This is a genomic window from Erwinia sp. 2186 (assembly GCF_057812255.1).
The window spans coordinates 3,352,665-3,377,236 of the sequence record NZ_CM173824.1 but is presented as its reverse complement, the minus strand read 5'-3'; the positions used below and the strand labels follow the sequence as shown (position 1 = coordinate 3,377,236).

The window sequence follows — 24,572 nt, the reverse complement described above, 5'->3', positions numbered from 1 at the left end:
TCAGTTATCCACCATTCCTGTGGATAACCATGTGCATGAGCGTCTGAAAACTTACGGCAGGCGAGAGCGGACGCGGGTTGAGCACGAGTTGACGCGAAACTCATCTCTGAGCGCAAAGGGTGATTTATCAATATGTTAGTTAAAATCAAGCACCCGAAAAATCTCAGTTGCCTGGCCCACCGCATTTTGTCAGTGCTGCTTGACAAATGTTAAAGCGCTTCCTCTTTTGGGGATAACCTGTCCGACCAGCCGCATTGCTGATTGCCCACTGGGCCGGGAAAGGGCAACGCTGAACGCATGAGCAATATCTTGCAAAATTACTGTAATTATATCCAGTCTTTTTTTCTGGTAAATTCGCAGTAGCAGAGTAAAATTAGGATCCTGTTCGCGTCATTCATTACCAGGTAGCCACTCAATGAGCAAAGTCTTTAAACTCAACTCCGAATTCAAACCCGCTGGTGACCAGCCCGAGGCGATCCGTCGTCTGGAAGAGGGGCTGGAAGACGGGCTGGCGCACCAGACGCTGCTCGGGGTAACCGGCTCAGGTAAAACCTTCACCGTGGCCAACGTGATTGCCGACTTAAACCGGCCAACCATGGTGCTGGCACCGAATAAAACGCTGGCGGCGCAGCTGTACGGCGAAATGAAAGAGTTCTTCCCGGATAACGCGGTGGAGTACTTCGTCTCTTACTACGACTACTATCAGCCGGAAGCGTATGTGCCCAGCTCCGACACCTTTATCGAAAAGGATGCCTCGGTAAACGAACATATCGAGCAGATGCGTCTGTCAGCGACCAAAGCGCTGCTGGAGCGACGGGATGTGATCGTGGTCGCCTCGGTGTCGGCCATCTACGGTCTGGGCGATCCTGACCTGTATCTGAAGATGATGCTGCACCTGACCCGTGGCATGGTGATCGATCAGCGCTCTATCCTGCGCCGCCTGTCGGAATTGCAGTATTCCCGCAACGATCAGGCGTTCCAGCGCGGCACCTTCCGCGTGCGCGGCGAAGTGATTGATATCTTCCCGGCGGAATCGGACGATTATGCGCTGCGCGTCGAACTGTTTGATGAAGAGGTCGAGCGCCTGTCGATCTTCGACCCGCTCACCGGGCAGGTCACTTCCGTGGTCCCGCGCTACACCATCTACCCGAAAACCCACTATGTGACCCCGCGCGAGCGCATCCTGCAAGCGATGGAAGAGATCAAAGTGGAGCTGGCCGACCGGCGCAAGGTGCTGCTGAACAACAACAAGCTGCTGGAAGAGCAGCGCATCTCTCAGCGTACCCAGTTCGATCTGGAGATGATGAACGAGCTGGGCTACTGCTCCGGTATCGAGAACTACTCGCGCTATCTCTCCGCGCGCGGGCCGGGCGAAGCGCCGCCAACCCTGTTTGACTACTTACCGGCGGACGGCCTGCTGGTGGTCGACGAATCCCACGTCACCATTCCGCAAATCGGCGGGATGTACAAAGGTGACCGTGCGCGTAAAGAGACGCTGGTTGAGTACGGTTTCCGTCTGCCTTCGGCGCTCGATAACCGCCCAATGAAATTTGAAGAGTTTGAGGCGCTGGCGCCGCAGACCATTTATGTCTCCGCCACGCCGGGTAAATATGAGCTGGAGAAATCCGGTGGTGAAGTGATCGATCAGGTGGTGCGCCCAACCGGTCTGCTGGATCCGCTAATCGAAGTGCGTCCGGTCAGCACCCAGGTGGATGACCTGCTGTCTGAGATTCGTAAACGCGTGGCAATCAATGAGCGCGTGCTGGTAACGGTGTTAACCAAACGCATGGCCGAGGATCTCACCGAGTATCTGGAAGAGCACGGTGAGCGGGTGCGTTACCTGCACTCGGATATCGACACCGTCGAGCGCGTGGAGATCATCCGTGACCTGCGTCTGGGCGAGTTTGATGTGCTGGTCGGCATCAACTTACTGCGAGAAGGTCTGGATATGCCGGAAGTGTCGCTGGTGGCGATTCTGGATGCCGATAAAGAGGGCTTCCTGCGTTCCGATCGCTCGCTGATCCAGACCATTGGTCGCGCCGCGCGTAACCTGAACGGTAAGGCCATTCTCTACGGCGATAAAATCACGCCGTCAATGGAGCGCGCCATCGGCGAAACCGAGCGCCGCCGTGCTAAGCAGGAAATCTACAACGCTGAGAACGGCATTGTGCCGCAGGGACTGAACAAGAAGATTGCCGATATTCTTGAACTGGGCCAGGGGCTGGCGAAAAACAAATCCCGTGGACGTGCCAAGGCCGGACGCATTGTGGAAGATGATGCACCGTTCCTGGATCTGTCACCGAAAGGACTGCAGAAGAAAATTCACCAGCTGGAAGCGCAAATGCAGGAGCATGCGCAGAATCTGGAGTTTGAAGAGGCCGCCAATATCCGTGACCAGCTGCATAAGGTGCGGGAGCTGTTTATCGCCGCGTCCTGATCGGTCAGCCGTGACGGCGGGCAGAGGAGCGGGGAAACGCCGGACGACTTTCCCCGCTCTGGCCTTACTGAATGGCCTGAATTGCGTGTTCCAGCGCGATGTGCAGCAACTGGCGATCGTGGCGGTATTTGATATCCGCCGCTTCCAGCGGTTCCTGAATAATCAGCCGGCCGCTGACATTGCTGATGTCCACCGCCGGGCCAACCACCACCGCATCAATCACTTTCTTGCCAATATATTTTTCCATCATCTCCAGCTTGCCCGCCAGCGTCAGCTGCGCGGCCGCCGGGCTTAATTCTTTCCCGAGGTTGCCGATAAAGACCATGGTGGCGGGCGTGCGGCGCAGTGCCTGTGCCATATCCGGCATCAGCAGCAGCGGCATCAGGCTGGTGTAGAAGCTGCCGGGGCCAATCAGGATCAAATCCGCTTCGCCCACCGCTTCAATCGCTTCGCGGGTGGCGCTGACGTTGGGGGAAAGCAGCAGTTCCTGCGGCGGAAGCTGCATCTGGTCAATCTCGGTTTCGCCGTAGATCTGGTTGCCTTCGCTGTCGACCGCCACCAGATCGACCGGCTGCTCGGACATCGGGATCAGAAAGGCGTCGACCTTCAGCAGATTGCGGATCAGGTTGATGGCTTCAAACGGCCGCACGCTAAGGTGATCCAGCGCTTTCAGCATCAGGTTGCCGAGATTGTGACCGGCCAGTTCACCGTTACCGCTAAAGCGATATTCGAACATCGCCGAGGCGACGCTGGGTTCGGCGATCAGCTGATTCAGGCAGTTGCGCATGTCGCCCCAGGCGATGCCGCCTTCTGAACGGCGGATGCGTCCGGTGGAGCCGCCGTTATCGGTGGTGGTAACAATGCCGGTAAGGCGCGAACCCAAGGGGGAAAGGGCAGACATCACACGGCCAAGGCCATGTCCGCCACCTAAAGCCACCACTCTGTCGAGATCGGCTAATGTGCGATTACGCATAAAAATCCTTCATTATGTTGATGCTTTATTGATGAATCAGCCAAGCTACTGGCAGTACGGCAATTTTAGCGAAAGTAACGGTGATCTGCCGACAAAAACGTTATATATCAAAATACATAGCGAAAGTCTGTGGTGGTAAGACTTTCCGGTTAGCGGTAGAATTTTACCACCATGATTTACCGGTGTTCGGTAAATCACACTTAGCCCTGACACCTAAGTCTCCTGATACGGTGTCCTGGCCGCAACCTCGCGTTGCCAGGGTGCAGAAAGAAATGCCTGCATCTCCCGATTTGGAAGGTGTTCTGGTGTCACAATTTCAAGATAGCTTCGATCGCAAGTTTTACTACCTGCGTCTGTCGATCACTGACGTCTGCAATTTCCGTTGCAACTATTGCCTGCCTGACGGTTACAAGCCGCAGGGCATCAGCAATAAAAGCTTCCTGTCGCTGGATGAAATCCGGCGTGTTACCCGTGCCTTTGCGGCGGCGGGGACGGAAAAAGTGCGTCTGACCGGCGGCGAACCCTCGTTGCGCCGCGACTTCACCGAGATTATCGCGGCGGTGCGTGAAAACAGCGCAATCCGCCAGCTGGCCGTCACCACCAATGGCTATCGCCTGGCGCGTGACGTTGCCCAATGGCGCGACGCCGGTCTGACGGCACTCAACGTCAGCATAGACAGTCTGGATGCCCGTCAGTTTCATGCCATCACCGGTCAGGATAAATTCCAGCAGGTAATGAACGGCATCGATGCGGCGTTTGAGGCCGGTTTCAGCAAGGTGAAAGTCAATACCGTGCTGATGCGGGACGTCAATCATAACAGTCTGCAAACCTTCCTCGACTGGATCCGCACCCGTCCCATTCAGCTACGCTTTATCGAGCTGATGGAAACCGGCGACGGCGGCGACCTGTTCCGCAAACACCATATTTCCGGCGAGGTGATCCGCGCCAGCCTGTTGCTACAGGGATGGGAGCGGCAGGTCAGTGAACGCAGTGCCGGACCGGCGCAGGTGTTCCGTCATCCGGATTATCAGGGCGAGATTGGCCTGATCATGCCTTACGAAAAAGATTTCTGTGCCACCTGTAACCGTCTGCGGGTTTCCGCCACCGGCAAGCTGCATCTGTGCCTGTTTGGCGATGGCGGCGTGTCGCTGCGTGACCTGCTGCAAGACGACAATCAGCAGGATGCGTTACAGGAGCGGATTGCCGCCAGCCTGCGTACCAAAAAGCAGACGCATTTCCTGCATCAGGGCAATACCGGCATTACGCAGAATCTCTCTTATATCGGCGGTTAACACTAAGGACGTTAAAATGGGCAAACCTTCGGCTGAATTTATGCCGCTCAACGTAGCAGTACTCACCGTTTCCGACAGCCGCGATGCGACCAGTGACAGCTCTGGCGACTATCTGCGTGAAGCGCTGGCCGAAGCGGGCCACCAGGTGCTGGATCATGCGCTGGTGAAAGATGACCGTTACCGCATCCGCGCGGTGGTCTCCAGCTGGATTGCCAGCAGTGATGTTCAGGTGGTGCTGATTAACGGCGGCACCGGCTTTAACACTAAAAACTGCACGCCAGAAGCCCTGCTGCCGCTGTTTGACCGCGAGATTGAAGGGTTCGGCGAACTGTTCCGCATGATCTCGTATGAAGATATCGGCACCTCAACCCTGCAGTCACGCGCCGTGGCCGGTGTGGCTAACGGCACGGTGATTTTTGCCGTGCCGGGATCAACCAATGCCTGCCAGAGCGCGTGGGAAAGGATCATTCAGGACCAGCTGGATGCCCGCACCCGTCCCTGTAATTTTGTTTCGCATGTGAAGAAGCCCTGAACTTATGTCGCAACTGACCCATATTAATGCCTCTGGCGAGGCGCACATGGTGGACGTCTCCGCCAAGGCCGAAACGGTGCGCGAAGCCCGTGCCGAAGCCTTTGTGAAGATGCGTCCCGAGACGCTGAAGATGATTGTCGACGGCAGCCATCATAAAGGCGACGTGTTCGCTACCGCGCGCATCGCCGGCATCCAGGCCGCCAAGCGCACCTGGGAGCTGATCCCGCTGTGCCATCCGCTGTTGCTCAGCAAAGTGGAAGTGACACTGACGGCGGATGTGGAAAACAGTCAGGTCCGCATTGAGTCGCTGTGCCGTCTCACCGGGAAAACCGGGGTCGAGATGGAAGCGTTGACCGCCGCCTCCGTGGCCGCGTTGACCATTTACGATATGTGCAAAGCGGTGCAGAAAGATATCAGCATTGAGATGTGCCGTTTGCTGAGCAAAAGCGGCGGCAAATCCGGTGATTTTAAGGCGGTGTCTGATGATTAACGTGCTGTTTTTTGCCCAGACGCGTGAGCTGGTCGGTACCGGCAGCATCACCGTCACCCGGGATTACGCCACGGTAGACGAGCTGCGTGCGGTGCTTGCGGCGAAGGGCGACCGCTGGTCGCTGGCGCTGGAGTCCGGCAAAGTGCTGTCGGCGGTTAACCAGACGCTGGTGTCGCCGCAGCATGCGCTGAAAGCGGGGGATGAAGTGGCTTTCTTCCCGCCGGTTACCGGAGGGTAAGATGGAAACGCGGATCAGAGTCGGGCAGGCGCCTTTTGATATGGGCGAAGAGTATCGCTGGCTGGCGGCCTGTGATGAAGACGGCGCGGTCGTGACCTTTACCGGCAAAGTGCGCAATAACAACCTGGGTGACAACGTGTCGGCGCTGACGCTGGAGCACTATCCTGGAATGACCGAAAAAGCGCTGGCCGGGATCGTGGCTGAGGCGCGCGAACGCTGGCCGATGCAGCGCGTCACGGTGATCCACCGCATTGGCGAACTGTTTCCCGGCGATGAGATTGTGATGGTCGGCGTCAGCGGCGCGCACCGTGCCGGGGCCTTTGCCGCCGCCGAATTCATTATGGATTACCTGAAAACCAAAGCCCCGTTCTGGAAGCGTGAAGCCACGCCGGAAGGCGATCGCTGGGTTGAATCGCGTGACAGCGATCGTCAGTCCGCCGCGCGCTGGAAGTAAACGCCCGCATTCAGCCGCCTCCGATGGATTATTGCCGCTGCGCTGTGTAACCTCGGGGCGGTCGTTATTACAGAACAAGGAAAGTCATGATCGGTTCCCTCTCCAAACGCCTATCTCTGCTGGCACTGATGGTGCTGGCAGGGTGTAGCAGCCAGCCTAAAAAGTCCCTCCCCGAGCAGCGTCCGGTGGACGTCAAGGCGCAAATTTCCCGCCTGTTACCGGCCAAGGTGAGCGATCGTCAGGGCTGGAGCAACGATATCTTCGCCGCTTTTAATGGCCAGGGGCTTGAGCCGTCGGTCAGCAATCTCTGTTCGGTGATTGCGGTCACCGATCAGGAATCCACCTTTAATGCCGATGCCAATGTGCCTGGGCTGCCGAAAATTGCCTGGGGCGAAATCGATCGCCGCGCTGGCAAGCTGCATATCCCGTCGTTCGTGGTGCGTACCGCGCTGATGATCAAATCGCCGAATGGCAAAAGCTACACCGATCGCCTGGACAACGTGCGCAGCGAAAAAGAGCTGAGCGCCATTTTCGATGACTTTATCGATATGGTGCCGATGGGGCAAAAGCTGTTTGGCAATCTGAATCCAATCCATACCGGCGGCCCGATGCAGGTCAGCATTGAGTTTGCCGAGGCCCATGCCAAAGGCTATCCGTATCCGGTTGATGGCTCGATCCGCCGTGAAGTGTTCAGCCGGCGTGGCGGCGTGTGGTTTGGCACCATGCACCTGCTGGGCTATCCGGCGGATTACACCCGCCAGATCTACCGTTTTGCTGACTTCAATGCCGGATGGTATGCCAGCCGCAACGCCGCCTTCCAGGCCGCCGTTTCGCGGTTAAGCGGCATTAAACTGGCGCTGGACGGTGATTTAATTCAGTACGGTTCAGATGCGGCGGGATCGACGGAGCTGGCGGTCAGGACGTTGAGCACGCGTCTGGATATGAGCAACCGCAGCATCCGCAGCGCGCTGGAGAAGGGCGACAGCGAAGACTTTGTTAAAACCGATTTGTGGAAGCAGGTGTTTGCGATGGCGGATAAAAATGCTGGCAGACCTCAACCGCGTGAGATGCTGCCAGGCATTAAGCTGGAAAGTCCAAAAATCACCCGTAATCTGACCACCGCCTGGTTTGCCCAGCGCGTCGACGGTCGTTATCAGAGTTGCCTGGCGCGCGGGAAGTAAACGACGCCTTAAGCGGCATCCAGCCGGAAAATCTGCACGGTTTGCGCCAGCTGCTTCGCCTGGTCCTCCAGCGAAGCGGCGGCAGCAGACATCTGCTGAACCAGCGCCGAGTTCTGCTGAGTGGCGCCATCCATCTGATTGACCGCCACCGTCACCTGACCAATCCCCTGCGACTGCTCGTCGGACGCATGCACAATCTCGCCAATGATGGTTTTTACCGAGTTCACCGCGGTGGTCATCTCCTGCATGGTCTTGCCTGCATCCTGCACCAGCGACACCCCTTGATTAACGCGTAGGGTGGATTCGCCAATCAGCGCGGAAATGTCTTTAACCGCGTTGGCACTGCGCTGCGCCAGGCTGCGAACTTCTGCCGCCACCACCGCAAATCCGCGACCCTGTTCCCCTGCGCGCGCTGCTTCTACCGCCGCGTTCAGCGCCAGAATATTGGTCTGGAAGGCAATGCCGTTGATGATGCTGGTGATCGCGCCAATCTTGCGGGAACTCTCGTCAATCTGCTGCATGATCTGCACCACCTGCTGCACCAGCGACTCGCCGCGTTGCGCGATATCGGTGGCGTTTTCGGTTAACGAGGTGGCCTGATGGGCGTTATCGGCATTGTGCTTCACCGTGGCGGTTAACTGCTCCATGCTGGCCGCCGTCTCTTCCAGCGCTGCCGCCTGTTGTTCAGTGCGTGAGGCCAAATCCAGATTGCCGGAAGCAATCTCTTCGGCACCCTGACGGACCGAATCACTGGCGGAGATTATCTCGCCGACCATGGTTCTCAACTGCTGCTGCATGGTCTGCATGGCAAAGAAAATGCTCTGGCGGTCACGATCGCCCACCGGGATGTCGGCAGTCAGATTGCCTTCGGAGACGCCCAGCGCAATCGCTGCGGCCTGTGAAGGTTCGCCGCCGATCGGTTTAGAAATCTTACGGCTGAACAGCAGACCCAGCACCGAGCACACGATGACAATGCTGAGAATCATCATAATCAGCGCGTTCATCAGCTGACGGTTGGCTTCAGCCATTACCGCGCTGACCGGAGTGACGATGCCCAGATACCACGGGAACTGGCTGTTGCCGACGGTGACCGGTCGCCAGGTTTCCAGCACCTTTTCGCCCAGCGAGTCGTCAAAATGCTCCACGACCTGCTGGGTAAATTTGTCGGTTTCCCCTTTATACGGCTTGCCGGACATGGCTTTATCCGGGCTGGAGACCACCAGTCCCTTGTTGGACAGCAGCAGAGCGTAACCCACGCCTTCCCACGGCTTGATGGCCCCGACGGTTTTCTGCAGCGATGCCAGCGAAATATCGGAGGTGATCACCGCTTTCAGCTTGTTATCGTCCATCACCACCGCCGCGACCGAAGTCAGCAGGGTCGGCACGCCGTTATAGGCGTAGCTGTAAGGCTCAATCAACATATCCTGCTGCAGTTTCTGTGGGATCAGATAGTAGTCGCCCTGGCCGGGCTTGAAGATTGAGTCGAGGTTATGCAGGGCGAATTTGCCGCTGCTGTCGCGATCGACAAAGCGCGCAAAACGGCCCTTCGGCGCCGCGTCAGGCTGCTGTGCGAACTCGGCATCGCGGTCATCAAAGGCGTTCTCTTCGAAAATTACCGACATCGACAGATAGTCAGGGTTTTGTTTCAGGGAGTACTTCATCAGCTCTTCGCCGATCTTACGGTCGGTGATCCCGGCCGGGGGCAGGGCAATCAAACTCTGGCCAAGATTGCGTGCGACCGTACGGGCATAATCCAGGTCCTTCTGCACGCTTAGCGCCTTGCTCTCGGCAATCTGGCCGAGATAATTCTCTGCCAGCTTGCGCTGTTGCTGGCTGGACTCCCAGCTGAGAAAACCAATGGTGATAGTGAAGCCCAGCGTGATGGTCAGGGCTCCGGTCAGGAGCATAAGCGTGCGCGTGCTCATTTTCCGCTTAGGTGACGGCGTGGTCTGCATTCTGGCTTCCCCGATGTAAGAGATGACGCGTATTAACTTCCTGTTAGCTGTTCTCCATCTGTTCACTCTATCGGCAAAATATGGACAATCTTTATGCGGGCGAGAGCGGTTTCCGCCGATAACGTCCATGCCGGATAAACGCTTACGTAAAAAGCCCGGGGCAGGACTGGCTTATCTTCCCCTGAGTGTGCCAGACTTAACCACGACCGGGGCGGGGCGCGTTGCGCCCTTTCCCTGTGTTCACATCGTTAATTTAAGCATCAGGAGAGCATCATGGATCGATATCCACGTTCCGACAGTTCTATGGTTTCGCAGGTCAATACCGGCCTGCAGACCTATATGGCACAGGTGTATGGCTGGATGACCTGCGGTCTGTTGCTGACCGCGTTTGTCTCATGGTTTGCCGCCAACACGCCTGCGGTGATGGAGATGGTTTTCGCTAACCGCATCACCTTCTATGGCCTGATTATTGTGCAGCTCGGTCTGGTGTTCGTGCTGTCCGGTATGGTGCATAAGCTGAGCGGGGCGGTCGCCACCGGCCTGTTTATGCTGTACTCCGCGCTGACCGGTTTAACCATGGCGAGCATTTTCCTCGTCTACACCTACTCCTCCATCGCCGGGACCTTCCTGGTGGCGGGCGGCATGTTTGGTGTGATGAGCTTCTGGGGTTACACCACCAAGCGCGACCTGAGCGGCATGGGCAGCATGCTGTTTATGGCGCTGATCGGGATCGTGCTGGCGTCCGTGGTGAACATCTGGCTGAAAAGCACCGCGCTGATGTGGGCCGTGACCTATATCGGCGTGCTGGTGTTTGTCGGGCTGACGGCGTATGACACGCAGAAACTGAAAAATATCGGTGAGGGGATCAATGTTGAAGACAAAGAGAACCTGCGTCGTTATTCCATTATGGGCGCATTAACGCTGTATCTGGACTTTATTAACCTGTTCCTGATGCTGCTGCGTATTTTCGGTAACCGCCGCTAAGAAAGAGGGGGCGACTCCCGTCGCCCCCTTTGTTTTACGCCTGTTTCTCTCTCTCCCGCTCGTTCATCGCCCGCAATGACTTCGCCCGACTCTCCAGCCAGAGATAGAGCACCAGCGCCAGCAGTAGCGGGGCAATAAAGTAGATCACGCGATACGCCAGCAGCGCGGCAATGATCGAACCGTGCGACAGATGCTCGCCGCCCAGCAAGGCCAGGAACACCGCTTCCAGCACGCCAATCCCCGCCGGAATATGAATAATCACGCCCGCAATACTGCTGATCAGCAACACGCCCAGCACCTGCGGATAGTCCACCTTCTGCGCCAGCAGCAGCCAGATAATCGCGCCCATCACCAGCCAGTTGGCGCTGGATACCGCAAACTGCAACATCGCCATGCGGAAAGAGGGCAGCGCCAGCTTATGGCCCTTGACGGTCCAGCGGCGGCGTTTAGAGAAGGCACACAGCGCCAGATAGACCACCACAAACACCAGCAGCGCCGCACCGATGGTTCTCAGCGTGCCTTCGCCAATAAACCAGCCTGACGGGATCGGCACCCAGCCGGAGGTGAACACCACGCCGGCCACCAGCACGTAACCCAACCAGTTAGTGGCAATACTGAGCGAGAAAATACGGGTGATGGTGCTGCCATCCAGACCTAACCGGGAATAGAGCCGGTAGCGCATCGCCACGCCGCCCACCCAGGTGCTGAGCGTCAGGTTAAAGGCATAACAAATAAACGACACCAGCATCACCTGGCGCTTTTGCAACTTGTGACCGCAATAGGCCTGGCCAATCAGATCGTACACGCCATAGGTGAGGTAGCTGACCACCACCAGCGCGACAGAGGCCAAAATAGCAAAGCGGTTATAGTTGCTGATCACCTCAACCACGTCGTGCCAGTTGACCTTGCGCGCGTAAATAACCAGCAGCACGATAACGGCGATAAAGAACAGCCAGGTGAGAATTTTCTTCACCCACTTCCAGCGGGAATGCGCAGCAGACATCAGGGTTTTACTCGCTCATTGTCGGATTCAACACGGTCCTGGGTTTCCAGCTCTGGCTGCACCGGCGGCGCAATCTGCGCCAGTTTCGGCGTATGCGCAGGTAGCCAGCCAGCAATGGCCGGGAAATGACGCAGGAAATGGAACACCACGATGCTTTTTGCCAGCTGGCGCCAGTTCTGTTTGGGTAACTGGCTCTCCTCCACCCGCTGGCAATCTTCTGTCAGCAGGCGGTTGAGATTGCCACGCATCACTTCGTTAAAGGTGCGGTCGTGGATCATCAGGTTAGCCTCAAGGTTTAGCGACAGGCTCAGCGGATCGAGATTGCTGGAACCCACCGTTGACCAGTGGTTATCCTGTACGGCAATTTTGGCATGCAGCGGACGGCGAATATATTCATACACTTCCACACCGCCGCCCACCAGGTAGTTATAGAGCAGCTCGGCGCCCACCTTAACAATCGGCATATCCGGTTCGCCCTGTACAATCAGCTTCACCGACACGCCGCGCTGTGCGGCACTGCGCATCTCCCGCAGCAGCTTATAGCCGGGGAAGAAGTAGGCGTTGGCGATGATCACTTCCTGCTTTGCGCTACGCAGCATGTCGATATAGTGCTGCTCAATATCGTCGCGGTGCTGATCATTGTCTCGCCAGACAAAGAGGATCTGCGCATCACCAGGCGTCACATTTTTCGCCGGGCGATGGGAGCGGGCGCCCCACCAGCGGCGAGTCACCTGTTCGCTGTTGATGGCCTGCTGCACATACAGCGTGATGTCATCGACGATTGGGCCTTTCACTTCCACCGCATAATCCTGCTTGGCTTCTGCGCCATAGCTGGAATTGTGCTCAGCGGAGAAGTTGATGCCGCCGACAAAGGCAATCTCCCCGTCGCAGACCACAATTTTACGGTGTAGACGACGGAAGATATTGGTACGCATACCAAAGATCAACGGGCGCGGATCGTAATAAAGGAAACGCACGCCGGCCGCCGTCAGGCTTTGGGTAAATTCGGTTGAGAGATCGTTGGAGCCGTAGCCATCCACCATCATCTCCACTTTGACGCCGCGGTTTGCCGCGTCCAGCAGCACCTCATGGAGCGCATTTCCCACCTCGTCCTCAAACAGGATAAAGGTTTCCAACAGCACGGTTTCCTTCGCCCGCCGAATGGCTTCAAAGACTCGCGGAAAATACTGTTCGCCATTTTCCAGCAGGCGCAGGCGGTTACCGTCACGCCATTCCATTTTCATAGGTGGATCTCCACAGCCAGCGGGGCATGATCGGACAGATGGGACCAGGGCCGCAGCGGGATGGTCTGCGGGTGGCTGATCCCGGCATTACGGACATAGATCCGGTCAAGGCGCAGCAGCGGGAAGCGGGCAGGGAAGGTGCGTGCCGGACGGCCAAACTTGCGGCTGAACACCTCTTCCAGCGCCGCCCCTTTTTTCAGCACCGCGTTAGCTTTTTGCTGCCAGTCGTTGAAATCGCCCGCGACCACCACCGGCGCATCGGCCGGCAGGCTGTTGACCAGATCGCACAGCAGTTTCAGCTGCGCATGGCGGTGGGCATCCTTCAGACCCAGGTGCACGCAGATGGCATGCAGCGGCTGCTCGTGGCTGGGAATGGCAACCTGGCAATGCAGCAGCCCGCGTTTTTCGGTGCCTTCCACCGAAATATCGCGGTTTTCAAACTTCAGGATCGGGTAGCGGGACAGGATGGCGTTACCATGATGTCCTTCGGGATAAACCGCATTGCGGCCATAGGCATAGTCGTTCCACATGGTGTCGGCCAAAAATTCGTAATGAGGTGTGTCTGGCCAGTTCTCAACCTTCAATTGGTTGATGGCAGGCGCTCCCATTACCTCTTGTAAGAAGACAATATCCGCCGCGGTTGCACGCACTGCATCACGCAGTTCAGGCAGGATAAAGCGGCGATTAAAAGCGGCAAAACCTTTGTGTGTATTGATCGTCAGGACTTTTAATGAAAATCCTTGAGCATTTTGTGCCATACTGTGCGCGCTCTCCTTTTCAATGTACGAAAGGTAAAGTGTAGTCTTTGTCACAAAAGAGTGCCCTGAAACGGCGTTCTTTGCGGCATTATCCGAAAACTACGTTAGTCTGAGGAAATTCGTTATCACTTACTGTGTTAACAAGGCTGGGCGACCTCTGTTGGGTCTGCCAGGAGAAGAAAATGAAATGGTCTAACCGTATTCAGATTGTCACCGGACAAACCTGTGTACATATCGCGCTCCACCTTCTGCTGATTGCAGGGTTGGTGTGGGGTTGGAAGCACCAGGCATTGCTGCAGGTCAGCACGGTATTTCTGGCGATGTATGCCAGCGTGTTTACCGCCATGTTGTTGACTCAGCGACTGCCACGTCTGCGCCGGGTGGGCGACTTCTTAGAAGACGTCACCACCACCTACTATTTTGGCGCAGCGATGTTGGTGCTTTATATGCTCTCCCGCGTGATCCACAACAACCTGCTGCTGGGTTGTGTTGGTGTGCTAATGCTGACCGGACCCTGTGTGGTCTCTCTGCTGGCTAAAGAGCCTGTTCGCGCTCGCCAGCGTCACCGCTAAGCACAACAGGCCACGAAAGTGGCCTGTTCTTTATAAGAAACGCCTTCCTTAGAACAAAACGACCTGAATAAAATCCTGCCCTGAACTGTTAACCCTGTAATTACTCACGGGGAACATCATCATGCACCAGACTTCCGCTCCTGTTCATTACGACCGGCTTACTATTGCCCTGCACTGGCTGACGGCGCTTGACGTCATTTTTCTGTTTGCCAGCTATCAGGTGTGGTCACGACTGGAAAAAGGCACGCCGCTGCGCCATGACCTGCAATCACTGCATATCTCTTTTGGCCTGCTGCTGGCGCTGTTGATGGTGGTGCGCATTGTCTGGCGCATCAGTAAAGGCCGCCGTCTGCCGCCGGCCAGCCCTTCCCGCGCGGCGCATGTCGGCGCGAAATCCGTCCACGGCCTGCTCTATTTATTGCTGATCGCCCAGGTGGTGTTGGGTTTCCTGTTTCGCTGGGCGCAGGGCGAACCGTTCGCCTTCTTCGGCTTCGGCGATCTGTCCGATCTGGTTTATATCGAAAGTTCATTGCGTAAGCTGTTGGGATCGCTTCATTACTACAACGCCTGGCTGATTATTGTGCTGGCCGGCGGCCACGCCGTGGTGGCGCTATTGCACCATTACGCGCTGCGCGACGGCACGTTAAAACGCATGATCCCAAAACTGAAGTAACCCTCTGCTGTACTCTACCGGAGTCACAAAAATGAAGAGCAAAATCAGTCGTGTGTTATGTCTGGCCGCCTTATCGGGCGTGCTGGTGAGCGGAATGGTTCACGCCATGGGCGATGATGATGACAAGCCGCCAACCTGTCCGAAAGGGCAGATCTACGATAAAAAAGCCAAAAGCTGTGTGGCCGATAAAACCAGTATGATCAATGATAATGATCGCACCGCCTATGCCTACGCGCTGGCGAAAGCCGGCCGCTATGATGAGGCGCTGCAAACGCTGAATAAGCTGAAAGAACCCAATACCGCCAAAGCCTGGAATTATCGCGGTTATGCCACCCGCAAGCTGGGACGCACCGACGAAGGGATTGGCTATTATCAGAAATCTATCGCCCTCGATCCGCATTACGCCAAAGTCCGGGAATACCTCGGTGAGGCTTATATGGTCAAGCAGCAGCCGGCGATGGCGCGTGAGCAGCTGAATATTATCAAAGGCATCTGTGGCACCGGTTGCGAAGAGTACCGCGATCTCTCTGCCGCCATCGATGGCCACCCGGAAAGTTAATCCACGGCAGCCCAAGGAGCACCGGTGAATCACCACGATATTCGCGCTGAACTGCCGCTTTATCTGGCGCGTTTATGGCGTTACGGGCTGGTGCTGTCCCGCAAACGGGATGTGGCCGAAGATCTGGTGCAGGCGACCTGCCTGCGCGCGCTGGAAAAAAGCAGCCAGTATGTTCCCGGCACCCGCCTGGACCGCTGGCTGTTTACCATTCTGCATTCGGTGTGGATCAATCAGGTTCGGGCCACCCATCTGACGCAACAGCAAAATATTGATGACGTGGATGAGCAGGCGTTCCAGCTAAGCGAAGGCGAAGCCGATCACCTCTGGGCGCAGCAGGTGCGTGAACGGATCAACCGCCTGCCGGAAGCCCAGCGCAATGCCGTGTTCCTGGTCTACGTTGAGGGCTTTACCTATCAGGAAGCCGCCGACACGCTGGCGGTGCCGATTGGCACCATCATGAGCCGACTGGCAAACGCCAGACAGACGCTGGCCAAAGGCGTGGTGGTGGGCGTCAGACGTAACAAAAGGGGGGAAGTATGACCCAGTGGCAGAACGGCGCGCCCATTTCCGACGAGGTGCTGGTGGCCTGGCTTGATAAGCAACTCACGGTTCAACAGCATCAGCAGGTGGAAAAAATGCTCAGTGATGACCCGGAGCTGGCCGAGCGACTGGCCGAGCTCGATCGCGCCAGCGTGGACTTTTCGGCTGCCTTTGCGCCTTTACTGCAGGAAGCGCCGAAGGATCGCCTGCAGCAAAAGCTCAGCGCCGCACTGGCGCAGCCGCAAACGCCGCCATCTGCAGGCATCAGCCGCAGAACCCTGATTGCCGCGACGGTATCTGCGCTGGCGTTGGGCGTGGTCGGCGGCATGAAAGGCAGACGGTTGTTTGATAATGATGATGGCTGGCGGGATACCGTGGCGCAATATATGGCGCTGTACACCCATCAGACCTTTGAAGGGGTTTCACCTTCTGACAGCGCCATGCAGCAGCAGATAGCCAGCGTCAGCGGTCACCTGGGCCTGTCGCTCTCCGCCAGCGCGTTAACGCTTCCCGGCAGCGCGTTTAAGGGCGCAAGAATGCTGAATTACGATGATCAGGCCATCGCACAGATTGTCTGGGATGACCCAAACAGCGGGCCGTTGGCGCTGTGCATTACCGGTGCGGTTCACCCGACGGATCGCGGATTTGCCGAAGAGCAACGCCGTGGCATGAACGTGGTGTACTGGCAACAGCAACAGCACAGCTTTATGCTGATAGGCCACAAGCCCGTGTCAGAGCTGCGAAGGGTCGCCAGCAGCCTGTCGGCGGCGGTCTGAAACGGCCCGCATAAAGGCCGGGGAAATGGTCAGAATTGACCCACACAAAGAAACTCTCTCTGTGTGGGCATAACATCTGTTATAATCCGGCGCTTACGCACCGTGGTTTGTGCTCCCTTTCAAACGTCAGGCGAAGCCTGGCGTCATATTCTCCCCCTGGAAACTACATCGCTTACCGCGATCAGGGCGGATCCGGAGTCAGTCAATTTTATGTCATTTGATTCTCTCGGCCTGAATGCCGATATTTTGCGTGCTGTTGCAGAACAGGGTTACGACGAGCCTACGCCGATCCAGCGTCAGGCAATCCCGGTAGTGTTGGCAGGTCGCGACCTGATGGCCAGCGCCCAGACCGGTACCGGTAAAACCGCGGGCTTTACGCTGCCGGTTTTACAGCTGCTGAGCAGCCACAACCCGCATCCTAAAGGTCGTCGCCCGGTTCGTGCGCTGATCTTAACCCCAACCCGTGAGCTTGCAGCTCAGATCGGGGAAAACGTCCAGGATTACTCTAAGTACCTGGATCTGCGTTCGCTGGTGGTCTTCGGCGGCGTGAGCATCAACCCGCAGATGATGAAACTGCGCAGCGGCGTTGACGTGCTGGTGGCGACACCTGGCCGTCTGCTGGACCTGGAACATCAGAACGCACTGGACCTCTCTAAAGTTGAGATCCTCGTGCTGGATGAAGCCGACCGTATGCTGGATATGGGCTTCATTCACGATATCCGTCGCGTGCTGGCCAAACTGCCTGCCAAGCGTCAGAACCTGCTGTTCTCCGCCACCTTCTCTGACGAGATCAAAGGCCTGGCCGAGAAGCTGCTGCACAATCCAGAAGAAGTGTCTGTGGCGCGCCGCAACACCGCTTCCGAGCAGATCACTCAGCACGTTCACATGGTTGATAAGAAGCGTAAGCGTGAACTGCTGTCGTTCCTGATTGGCCGTGATAACTGGCAGCAGGTGCTGGTCTTCACACGTACCAAGCACGGTGCTAACCACCTTGCTGAGCAGCTGAACAAAGATGGCATTACGTCTGCGGCCATCCACGGCAACAAGAGCCAGGGTGCCCGTACGCGCGCGCTGAGCGACTTTAAAGAAGGCAAAATCCGTGTGCTGGTGGCGACCGATATCGCCGCTCGCGGCATCGATATCTCCGAGTTGCCACACGTGGTGAACTTTGAGCTGCCAAACGTACCGGAAGACTACGTGCACCGTATTGGCCGTACCGGCCGTGCGGCAGCCACCGGTGAAGCGTTGTCTCTGGTCTGTGTCGATGAGCTGAAACTGCTGCGTGATATCGAGCGCGTGCTGAAGCGTGAAATCCCACGTATGGCGATTGAAGGCTACGAGCCGGATCCGTCGATCAAAGCTGAGCCGATCCTTAACGGTCGTCAGCAGCAGCGTGGCGGTGCAGGTGGCGGCGGCGGTGGTCGTGGTCGCGGTGCGCCAGGCGGCGGCGGAAATCGCAGCGGTCAGGGCGGTCGGGGTAACGGCGGCGGCAACGGCGGCGAGCGCAGCCAGTCTGCCACCGGCGAACGTAGCCAGGGTAACGGTCAGCGTCGTCCGGCGGCGGCAGGTTCGGGTTCTGCCCGCACTGAAGGCAGCAGCAACGGGGCACCACGTACCAACAAAACCCGTCAGCGCCGCTCTAACCCAGCCTAAGCACTTCTTCCGGGGGGATCGCCAGATCCCCCTTCTCAACGCTACGAACAGGTTGTGACATGCGCGTTTTACTTGCCCCGATGGAGGGCGTGCTGGACTCTCTGGTGCGCGAACTGCTCACCGACGTCAACGAGTACGATCTCTGCATCACCGAATTTCTCCGGGTTGTCGACCAGCTATTGCCGGTTAAATCCTTCCAACGCCTTTGCCCTGAACTTCACCATGCCAGCCGCACCTCTTCTGGCACGCTTGTGCGCATCCAGCTGTTGGGTCAATACCCGCAATGGCTGGCGGAAAATGCCGCGCGTGCGGTGGAACTGGGTTCGTGGGGTGTGGATCTCAACTGTGGTTGCCCGTCCAAAACGGTCAACGGCAGCGGCGGTGGGGCGACCTTACTGAAAGATCCCGAGCTGATTTATCGCGGAGCGAAAGCGATGCGTGACGCGGTGCCGGCGCATCTGCCGGTGACGGTGAAGGTCAGGCTGGGCTGGGAATCCGGTGACCGGCAGTTTGAAATTGCCGATGCGGTGCAGCAGGCTGGCGCGACGGAGCTGGCGGTACACGGCCGCACCAAGGAAGACGGCTACAAACCCGAGCGCATTAACTGGCAGGCGATTGGCGAGATCCGTCAGCGGCTGACCATTCCGGTGATCGCCAACGGCGAAATCTGGGACTGGCAGAGCGCACAGGACTGTATGCAGGTGACCGGCTGTGATGCGGTAATGATTGGCCGTGGGGCGCTCAATGTGCCGAACCTGAGCCGGGTGATCAAATACAACGAGCCGCGTATGCCGTGGCCCGAGGTAGTGATGCTGCTGAAAAAGTACGTGCTGCTGGAGAAGGAAGGCGACACCGGGCTGTATCACGTTGCCCGCATCAAACAGTGGCTGAGCTATCTGCGCAAAGAGTATGACGAAGCCAGCGACTTGTTCAGTCACATTCGTGCGCTAAAAACCTCGAACGAGATCCAACGGTTCATTACTGCCTGGCAACCTGTCAGTCACATTTATCACAATTCTTAAGGGGATATCTTAGCGTGCTAAGGGTATGATGTGAGCTACATCACACACTAATTCCTGGCGCCGGTATGTCTTCGACCCCCGCATTATCCAATGCACAGCTCAATAAACGCATCATCTCTGTGGTGGTTTTCACCTTCTTCTGTTACCTGTCGATCGGTCTGCCGCTGGCGGTGTTGCCGGGTTATGTGCATAACCAGCTCGGCTACAGCTCGTTTATGGCCGGCCTGATTATCAGCCTGCAATATTTCGCTACGCTGATTAGCCGTCCACAGTCGGGGCGCTATGCCGATCTGCTGGGACCGAAAAAAGTGGTGCTGGTGGGGCTGCTGCTGTGCGGCACCAGCGGGCTGTTCACGCTGCTGGCGGTGATGTACGAAGCCACACCGTTAACCAGCCTGATTCTGCTGGCCATCGGCCGTATCTTCCTCGGTTTAGGCGAAAGCCTGACCGCCACCGGCTCGATACTCTGGGGCATCAATATTGTCGGCACGGTGCAGAGCGCCAGGGTGATCTCGTGGAACGGCGTGGCAACCTATCTGGCGATGGCAGTGGGTGCGCCGCTGGGGGTGATCCTCAATTCGATGTTCGGCATTCCCGGTTTTGCGGTATTGATAATGCTGATGGCGATCTTCGGCTTCTGGCTGGCGACCAGACGTCCGGCGGTAGTGGTGGCCGTTGGGCAGCGCATCCCGTTCAATCAGGTCTTTTCCCGTATCTGGGTGTATGGCTTGTGCCTGGGGTTGGGCACCGTCGGTTTCGGCACCATCGCCACCTTTATTACCCTCTACTTCGCCAGCCATGACTGGCGCGGTGCCGCTTTCTCACTGACGCTGTTCAGCCTCGGTTTTATCGCCATGCGGCTGGTGTTCAGCAGCTATATTGGCCGCTTTGGCGGCATTCGCGTTTCGCTGGTCTCCTTCGCGATTGAATGTATCGGGCTGGTGATGATCTGGAAGGGCGGTTCGGTGCTGATGGTCGATGCCGGGGCCTTCCTGACCGGTTCCGGTTTCTCGCTGATATTCCCGGCGCTGGGCGTGGAAGCCATCCGTCAGGTGGCACCGCAAAATCAGGGCTCGGCACTGGGGCTGTATTCTGCCTTCCTCGATTTTGGTCTGGGGATCACCGGGCCGATTGCCGGTTTGCTGATTGGGCGCTGGGGCGTGGATTCGATCTATCTTGGTGCGGCGGTGGTGGTGCTGTTTGCCTTTGCGCTGACGCTCCGGCTGCAGCTGATCGCCCAACGAGAAACGGTGACCACCTGGCGATAATCCCGGCCGCATCAATAGACGGGCGGAGAGACAACGACGACCAGACCCTGGCACGTCGGCTGGCTCTCCGCCCGTTTTGTTTAGTAGATTTCCGGCACGATCATATTGTCCGGCACCGGCGAGCGGCGGTAATCCTCGTTACGCTCACGCGGCGGCAGGGCGATTTTCTTCTCTTCCGTATCTTCGTAAGGCACCTGACGCAGCAGATGGCTGATGCAATTCAGTCGCGCCTTCTTCTTATCAACGCCCTGAACCACCCACCATGGCGCTTCGTCGATATGGGTGCGCGCCAGCATAATCTCTTTCGCTTCGGTGTAATCCTCCCACAGGCGGCGGCTTTCCAGATCCATCGGGCTGAGCTTCCACTGCTTAAGCGGATCGTGAATGCGGCTTAAGAAGCGCAGTTCCTGCTCTTCATCGGTAATCGAGAACCAGTACTTCACAATCTGCACGCCGCTGCGGGTCAGCATCTTTTCAAACTCAGGCACGCTGCGGAAAAACTCTTCCACTTCGGCATCGTTACAAAAGCCCATCACCCGTTCCACCCCGGCACGGTTATACCAACTGCGGTCGAACAGCACGATTTCGCCCGCGGCAGGCAGATGGGCAATGTAGCGCTGGAAATACCACTGTGTGCGCTCGCGATCGTTGGGCGCAGGCAGGGCCGCCACCCGGCAGGTTCTTGGGTTCAGGCGCTGGGTAATGCGCTTGATCACGCCGCCTTTGCCGGCGGCATCCCGCCCCTCAAAAATGATCACCATCCGGTGGCCGGTGCGCGTTACCCAGTCCTGCAACTTCACCAGCTCGCCCTGCAGACGCAGCAGCTCGCGGAAGTAGTATTTACGCCAGGCCTTTTCACCCGGTTCAGGGGCCTGCTGCTGCTCGCCGAAGCGGATATCATCGAGTTCCATTTCCAGCTCTTCGTCGTAGCTGTCATAGAACTCCTGCAGCAGACGCTGGTGGAAATGCTCGTTGCTAAAATCATTACCTTGCATAGCCATAGTTTTCTCCCGATTAGAAGTGAGTAAACAGCCAGTAAAGGGTGGCCGAAAGCAAAATGGAGACCGGCAGCGTCAGCACCCACGCCATCAGCAGATTGCGCAGGGTCGACATTTGCAGGCCGGAGCGGTTGGCGGCCATGGTGCCGGCGACGCCAGAAGAGAGCACGTGGGTGGTGGAAACCGGCAGGCCGAAAACGTCCGCCGCGCCGATGGTGGCCATCGCCACCAGTTCTGCGCTGGCACCCTGCGCATAGTTCAGGTGCGTTTTACCGATTTTTTCGCCCACGGTGACCACGATACGACGCCAGCCGACCATGGTGCCGAGGCCCAGCGCGATGGCCACCACCACCTTCACCCACCACGGGATAAAGCGGGTGGCGTTATCCAGCTCGACCTTCAGCGCATCAAGATCATGCTGGGTCTGCGCCGGGATTTTTAGCTGCTCATCGCTTTTCATATGCTTGATGGTTTCGGAGGCCAGATACATATCGTTTCGGGTATTCGACACCGCCTGAGCAGGGATCTTTTCGACCGTACCGTACTGGCGGATCTGATTACCGATCGCGCCCGTTAGCGCCGCCAGCGCCGGCATCACGTTGGCATTCATGGTGCCGGTCCGCACATAGTCGGTCAGCACGGTATGCGGCGCGGCGGGCGACGTGACGCCCGGCGACAGTTGCAGCAGCTGCTGCTGGGTCACGGTCGCCAGCGCGGCAACGCGCGGGCTTTGTTCCGCCGGAATTGAGCGGTTCAGCGCATAGGCGATGGGCATGGTGCCGACCAGGATCAGCATGATCAGGCCCATGCCTTTCTGACCATCATTCGATCCGTGGGCAAAGGAAACGCCGGTACAGGTGAGGATCAGCAAGCCGCGGATCCAGGTCGGCGGCTTCTCGTTGCTCTTGGGCGCGGTGTACAGTTCGGGCTTTTTGACCAGCCGTTTCATAATCAGCAGCAGCGCGGCGGAGAACACAAAGCCGATAATCGGCGAGAACAGCAGGGCATATCCCACTTTCAGCGCCTGTCCCCAGTCCACGCCGCTGGTGCCGGTGCGGCCATGGATCAAGGCATTCGCCACGCCCACGCCGATAATCGAGCCAATCAGCGTATGGGACGACGAGGCAGGTAAGCCGAACCACCAGGTGCCGAGGTTCCAGATAATGGCCGAGAACAGCAGGGCATACACCATGGCGAAGCCGGTGCCGGTTCCCGCCTGCAGGATCAGCTCGACCGGCAGCAGCGAGATGATGCCGAAGGCGACCACGCCGCTGGACATCAACACCCCAAGGAAGTTGAAGAAGCCGGACCACATCACCGCGATATTCGGCGTCATTGAGTGGGTGTAGATGACGGTCGCAACCGCATTGGCGGTGTCATGAAAGCCGTTAACAAACTCGAAGCCGAGGGCAATCAGCAGCGCCATTCCCAACAGCAGGAAGGGAACATAGCTGGTGACCACGCCGCCGGCATCGCTGACATCGTTGAACAGGTTAACGCCGGCGAAGGCAATCCCCAGGATCACCAGCAGAATAAACAACATCACCGAGAAGCGGCTATTTTTCCCATAAATAGGCGGGCGCCCGGCGCTGGCCTGGCCCTGCTGAATCGCACTGTTATGGCTCATAAAACCTCGTGAACGGGTTGGCTAAGGAAAACTGACCTGACGCTGTGGTGAGAATGACGTCTCACAGTCGGTGTACGCAGGTTTTGTGACAAAGAGATGAAGTTGATCGTCGCCTCCAGAAGCGGCTGGATCGAAAATTTAACGGTGCTGTGCCGCTGGCAGTCAACTCTCTGTAATAGAGTTGCGTTACCGTTCGGTGACACTTTACTGACGGCCCGCCTGACTATGACCCATCGCCAGCCACTGACCATTCAAAAACCCGACTTTACCGATGATGTCGCCGGATTGATTTACGGCTATTGCTTCCACAGCGGCGCGGAGCCGCGGCCGCTGACGGCTCAGCAGGCCTGCCAGGCCTGGCAACAGCAGCAGGGCGAAGGATTTATCTGGCTGCACGTCAACCTCAGTCATGCCGCCTCTGCGCGCTGGCTGAAGAACAATTTTGCGGTGGATGAAGACTTCTTCGATGAGATCCAACACGGTTCGCACAGTACCCGCATCGAGCGGCAGAACGATGCGCTGATGGCGGTGCTGAACGACGTGATTTTCGATGCGCGGGAAAACAGCGAACAGAACGCCACGCTGTGGATCTGGTGCCGCGCCGGGCTGGTGGTCAGCGCCCGCTTTAAGCCGGTGCGGTTGATTGAACGGCTGAACGACAAGCTTGATGAGCTGGTGCTGCACTCCTCGACCGAGCTGCTGACCCATTTACTGGTAGAGCAGGAAACGGTGCTGGAGCAGATCGTGCGTCAGGCCAATCAGGTGGTCGATCAGATCGAAGAGCGGCTGCTCAGCCACCATATCAAAAGCAACCGCAGCGAGCTGGGTCGGTTGCGGCGGATGCTGTTACGTTTTCAGCGCTTACTGGCACCGGAACCGGCAGCGTTGTTCCGGCTGATCAACCGCCCGCCGGGCTGGCTGGACCGCCAGGTGGTGCAGGATTTACGCCAGTTCACCGAGGAGTTCACCGTGGTGCTGAACGATCTGATTGGCCTGACGGAGCGCATCCGCCTGCTGCAGGAAGAGATCGCTTCCCGGCAGATGGAGCAGAGCAACCGCACGCTGTTTACCCTGACGGTGATCACCGTGCTGGCGTTGCCGATCAACATTATCGCCGGTTTTTTTGGCATGAACGTTGGCGGCGTTCCGCTGGCCAACAATCCGCACGGTTTTATTTTGCTGGTGTTACTGGTGACGCTGTTTACCTGTATCGCCGCCTGGCTGACGCTGCGGCGGCGGGATAAACTCTAACCCCATCTGATTTATCGGAAAATTTCCCTCAGATTACCGCGCCGGCGATCCACTGGTGTATAAAGAGGGAGGTCTTTCGTCTCGTCAGCTGA

24 protein-coding genes and 1 riboswitch are annotated in these 24,572 nt (G+C 57.6%); of the genes, 17 read left to right on the top strand and 7 right to left on the bottom strand.

All coding sequences use genetic code 11. From position 1 onward, the window contains the following. Nucleotides 1-415: 415 nt before the first annotated feature. Nucleotides 416-2,437, top strand: a complete 2,022-nt coding sequence (uvrB, locus tag ACXKZG_RS15640; RefSeq protein ID WP_151037930.1) for an excinuclease ABC subunit UvrB — start codon at nt 416-418, stop codon at nt 2,435-2,437. 64 nt (nt 2,438-2,501) lie between these two features. Here uvrB and ACXKZG_RS15635 read toward each other — a convergent pair whose 3' ends face one another. Further along, entirely contained in the window at nt 2,502-3,410 is a 909-nt protein-coding gene (locus tag ACXKZG_RS15635) for a gluconeogenesis factor YvcK family protein (RefSeq protein ID WP_013201369.1), read from the bottom strand. 185 nt (nt 3,411-3,595) lie between these two features. Beyond that, nucleotides 3,596-3,726: riboswitch (molybdenum cofactor riboswitch) on the top strand. On the opposite strand from ACXKZG_RS15635, the gene moaA reads away from it, so the two are divergent. The 6 genes from moaA (at nt 3,713) to ACXKZG_RS15605 (ending at nt 7,597) form a co-directional block, all read left to right on the top strand. Next, nucleotides 3,713-4,702 carry a GTP 3',8-cyclase MoaA gene (moaA, locus tag ACXKZG_RS15630; protein WP_488876276.1) on the top strand — a complete coding sequence of 330 codons (990 nt, stop codon included), beginning with the start codon at nt 3,713-3,715 and terminating at the stop codon, nt 4,700-4,702. It overlaps the preceding riboswitch by 14 nt. Before the next feature lie 16 nt (nt 4,703-4,718). After that, on the top strand, nt 4,719-5,234 hold the full coding sequence (moaB, locus tag ACXKZG_RS15625) for a molybdenum cofactor biosynthesis protein B (RefSeq protein WP_013201371.1): 516 nt from the start codon (nt 4,719-4,721) through the stop codon (nt 5,232-5,234). Nucleotides 5,235-5,238: 4 nt separating this feature from the next. Further along, complete coding sequence (gene moaC, locus ACXKZG_RS15620; RefSeq protein ID WP_013201372.1) at nt 5,239-5,724, top strand: cyclic pyranopterin monophosphate synthase MoaC; 486 nt, start codon at nt 5,239-5,241, stop codon at nt 5,722-5,724. Further along, nucleotides 5,717-5,962: a molybdopterin synthase sulfur carrier subunit gene (moaD, locus tag ACXKZG_RS15615; protein ID WP_013201373.1), complete on the top strand. Its 246-nt coding sequence runs from the start codon at nt 5,717-5,719 to the stop codon at nt 5,960-5,962. Before moaC ends, moaD begins: the two co-directional genes overlap by 8 nt. 1 nt (nt 5,963) lies before the next feature. Then, entirely contained in the window at nt 5,964-6,416 is a 453-nt protein-coding gene (moaE, locus tag ACXKZG_RS15610; protein WP_488875123.1) for a molybdopterin synthase catalytic subunit MoaE, read from the top strand. Nucleotides 6,417-6,502: 86 nt separating this feature from the next. Beyond that, nucleotides 6,503-7,597, top strand: coding sequence for a DUF1615 domain-containing protein (locus ACXKZG_RS15605; protein ID WP_346595006.1), 1,095 nt, complete (start codon nt 6,503-6,505; stop codon nt 7,595-7,597). Nucleotides 7,598-7,605: 8 nt separating this feature from the next. Here ACXKZG_RS15605 and ACXKZG_RS15600 read toward each other — a convergent pair whose 3' ends face one another. Then, nucleotides 7,606-9,552 (bottom strand): methyl-accepting chemotaxis protein, encoded by a 1,947-nt coding sequence (locus ACXKZG_RS15600; protein ID WP_488875122.1) that lies wholly within the window; start codon nt 9,550-9,552, stop codon nt 7,606-7,608. 273 nt (nt 9,553-9,825) lie between these two features. Between ACXKZG_RS15600 and ACXKZG_RS15595 the strand changes: the two genes are divergently transcribed. Continuing rightward, complete coding sequence (locus tag ACXKZG_RS15595; protein ID WP_488875121.1) at nt 9,826-10,536, top strand: Bax inhibitor-1/YccA family protein; 711 nt, start codon at nt 9,826-9,828, stop codon at nt 10,534-10,536. A gap of 34 nt (nt 10,537-10,570) precedes the next feature. Here the strand turns inward: ACXKZG_RS15595 and ACXKZG_RS15590 are convergent, their stop codons facing one another. From ACXKZG_RS15590 to ACXKZG_RS15580, 3 genes are read right to left on the bottom strand one after another with little or no spacing between them, the layout of a single operon-like run. Beyond that, nucleotides 10,571-11,539 carry a lysylphosphatidylglycerol synthase domain-containing protein gene (locus ACXKZG_RS15590; protein ID WP_105759448.1) on the bottom strand — a complete coding sequence of 323 codons (969 nt, stop codon included), beginning with the start codon at nt 11,537-11,539 and terminating at the stop codon, nt 10,571-10,573. Continuing rightward, nucleotides 11,539-12,783 carry a cardiolipin synthase ClsB gene (gene clsB / locus ACXKZG_RS15585; RefSeq protein WP_013201379.1) on the bottom strand — a complete coding sequence of 415 codons (1,245 nt, stop codon included), beginning with the start codon at nt 12,781-12,783 and terminating at the stop codon, nt 11,539-11,541. Before clsB ends, ACXKZG_RS15590 begins: the two co-directional genes overlap by 1 nt. Then, nucleotides 12,780-13,541 carry an endonuclease/exonuclease/phosphatase family protein gene (locus tag ACXKZG_RS15580; protein WP_053145997.1) on the bottom strand — a complete coding sequence of 254 codons (762 nt, stop codon included), beginning with the start codon at nt 13,539-13,541 and terminating at the stop codon, nt 12,780-12,782. The genes clsB and ACXKZG_RS15580 overlap by 4 nt, the downstream gene beginning before the upstream one ends. 182 nt (nt 13,542-13,723) lie before the next feature. Between ACXKZG_RS15580 and ACXKZG_RS15575 the strand changes: the two genes are divergently transcribed. From ACXKZG_RS15575 to ACXKZG_RS15540, 8 genes are all read left to right on the top strand, one after another. Continuing rightward, nucleotides 13,724-14,113, top strand: coding sequence for a YbhQ family protein (locus tag ACXKZG_RS15575; RefSeq protein ID WP_013201381.1), 390 nt, complete (start codon nt 13,724-13,726; stop codon nt 14,111-14,113). Between the two features lie 121 nt (nt 14,114-14,234). Then, on the top strand, nt 14,235-14,786 hold the full coding sequence (locus ACXKZG_RS15570; protein ID WP_013201382.1) for a cytochrome b: 552 nt from the start codon (nt 14,235-14,237) through the stop codon (nt 14,784-14,786). 31 nt (nt 14,787-14,817) lie between these two features. Beyond that, nucleotides 14,818-15,345 carry a tetratricopeptide repeat protein gene (locus ACXKZG_RS15565; RefSeq protein WP_013201383.1) on the top strand — a complete coding sequence of 176 codons (528 nt, stop codon included), beginning with the start codon at nt 14,818-14,820 and terminating at the stop codon, nt 15,343-15,345. Nucleotides 15,346-15,369: 24 nt separating this feature from the next. Further along, nucleotides 15,370-15,885 carry an RNA polymerase sigma factor gene (locus tag ACXKZG_RS15560; protein ID WP_053145995.1) on the top strand — a complete coding sequence of 172 codons (516 nt, stop codon included), beginning with the start codon at nt 15,370-15,372 and terminating at the stop codon, nt 15,883-15,885. Next, nucleotides 15,882-16,661, top strand: coding sequence for an anti-sigma factor family protein (locus ACXKZG_RS15555; RefSeq protein WP_013201385.1), 780 nt, complete (start codon nt 15,882-15,884; stop codon nt 16,659-16,661). Before ACXKZG_RS15560 ends, ACXKZG_RS15555 begins: the two co-directional genes overlap by 4 nt. A gap of 210 nt (nt 16,662-16,871) precedes the next feature. Further along, a complete protein-coding gene (gene rhlE, locus ACXKZG_RS15550) occupies nt 16,872-18,314 on the top strand; it encodes an ATP-dependent RNA helicase RhlE (protein WP_013201386.1) in 1,443 nt (480 codons plus the stop codon). Between the two features lie 59 nt (nt 18,315-18,373). Then, nucleotides 18,374-19,336, top strand: a complete 963-nt coding sequence (gene dusC, locus ACXKZG_RS15545) for a tRNA dihydrouridine(16) synthase DusC (RefSeq protein ID WP_488875120.1) — start codon at nt 18,374-18,376, stop codon at nt 19,334-19,336. A gap of 65 nt (nt 19,337-19,401) precedes the next feature. Beyond that, on the top strand, nt 19,402-20,604 hold the full coding sequence (locus ACXKZG_RS15540) for an MFS transporter (RefSeq protein ID WP_488875119.1): 1,203 nt from the start codon (nt 19,402-19,404) through the stop codon (nt 20,602-20,604). An 80-nt stretch (nt 20,605-20,684) separates the two neighbouring features. On the opposite strand, the gene ppk2 is transcribed toward ACXKZG_RS15540, so the two are convergent. After that, entirely contained in the window at nt 20,685-21,605 is a 921-nt protein-coding gene (gene ppk2, locus ACXKZG_RS15535) for a polyphosphate kinase 2 (protein WP_013201389.1), read from the bottom strand. 13 nt (nt 21,606-21,618) lie between these two features. Further along, complete coding sequence (locus tag ACXKZG_RS15530; RefSeq protein WP_488875118.1) at nt 21,619-23,229, bottom strand: inorganic phosphate transporter; 1,611 nt, start codon at nt 23,227-23,229, stop codon at nt 21,619-21,621. Between the two features lie 225 nt (nt 23,230-23,454). Between ACXKZG_RS15530 and ACXKZG_RS15525 the strand changes: the two genes are divergently transcribed. Then, nucleotides 23,455-24,480, top strand: coding sequence for a CorA family divalent cation transporter (locus ACXKZG_RS15525; RefSeq protein ID WP_041692244.1), 1,026 nt, complete (start codon nt 23,455-23,457; stop codon nt 24,478-24,480). The last annotated feature ends 92 nt before the right edge of the window (nt 24,481-24,572 follow it).